General features: G+C 31.7%; 2 protein-coding genes. One reads left to right on the plus strand and one right to left on the minus strand.

All coding sequences use genetic code 11. The features are described from left to right. Positions 1–178: P-loop NTPase (locus ACFIKE_RS11625; RefSeq protein WP_375650103.1), on the plus strand; the 178-nt coding region annotated here is incomplete at its 5' end. Between the two features lie 395 nt (positions 179–573). On the opposite strand, the gene ACFIKE_RS11630 is transcribed toward ACFIKE_RS11625, so the two are convergent. Further along, the coding region (locus ACFIKE_RS11630) for a pyrroline-5-carboxylate reductase dimerization domain-containing protein (protein ID WP_375650100.1) at positions 574–927 on the minus strand (354 nt) is incomplete at its 5' end.

A 927-nucleotide genomic window follows, 5' to 3' on the forward strand; every position in this document is an offset into this window, starting at 1 on the left:
TGGTGCACGGGCAGAAGCGGAACGTCGAGAAGTCCCTTTCTTAGCGGAAATACCGCTTGATGCAGCTTTACGATTTTCTTCAGATGAGGGGATCCCTATTTTTGTTGCTAAGTCTAGTGAAGAGCATGCTAAACTATATCGTAAAATTGTTGATCAAATAAAAAATCAACTCTTTTGAATGGGTGTTTGTTTAAGAGAGTTTATTAAAACACAATCATGAAAGACATAAAAATAGTTTCTTCTTTGTAAGGGGAAGTTTTAATGTGTGAATGGAGTACATAGGTTAAATAAACAAAAAATTATTCATGCGTTTGGATAACCCTGAAGGGAAATCAAATTGAAGAGCTAGAGCAGTGAGGTAGAAAAAATATTGGACTTGAGGCAAAAAGAAGAAGATAGAAAATAAAAATAATTTAGAAAAATTGTAAAAGGTTGTAAAAAATATTTTAAAAATCAATTATTTTTCATAAAATGGTATCTTATTCAGGTGTAAAAAGCATTTTTTGATATGAGTTTCCTTGATATAAATCTTAAACATTTAGCTCTTTTTTATTAAGGTGATAAAAATATTGGTCAAGTCTTTTTAGAAGCATTTATTTTTTGCAAAGTAGCTTCAAGAGCCGTTGTTAAAGCATTCTTTCCCCCTTGTTGAGAAAAGTAATTTGACAAAAATTCATTTGTTCCACCTTTCGTTGAAAACTCTTTTTCAAGCACTGCAAAATCGAGAGATACAGAATGATCCGTTGCTATCATTTTACGCATTTCATCCGTAAGATTTCCAAACATCATGGTAAGGAATTCTGTTGATTGCTGTTTTTTTAACCCTTGTGTTATAAACCATTGATGGGCAGTTTCTATAAAATTAAAATATACTCCCATAAGTGAACCAGCTGTCATAAAAAGATTAAACTGCTCTTCCTTATCCAG

This window comes from Bartonella sp. MU70NMGDW (assembly GCF_042194085.1).
GTDB lineage: Bacteria > Pseudomonadota > Alphaproteobacteria > Rhizobiales > Rhizobiaceae > Bartonella > Bartonella grahamii.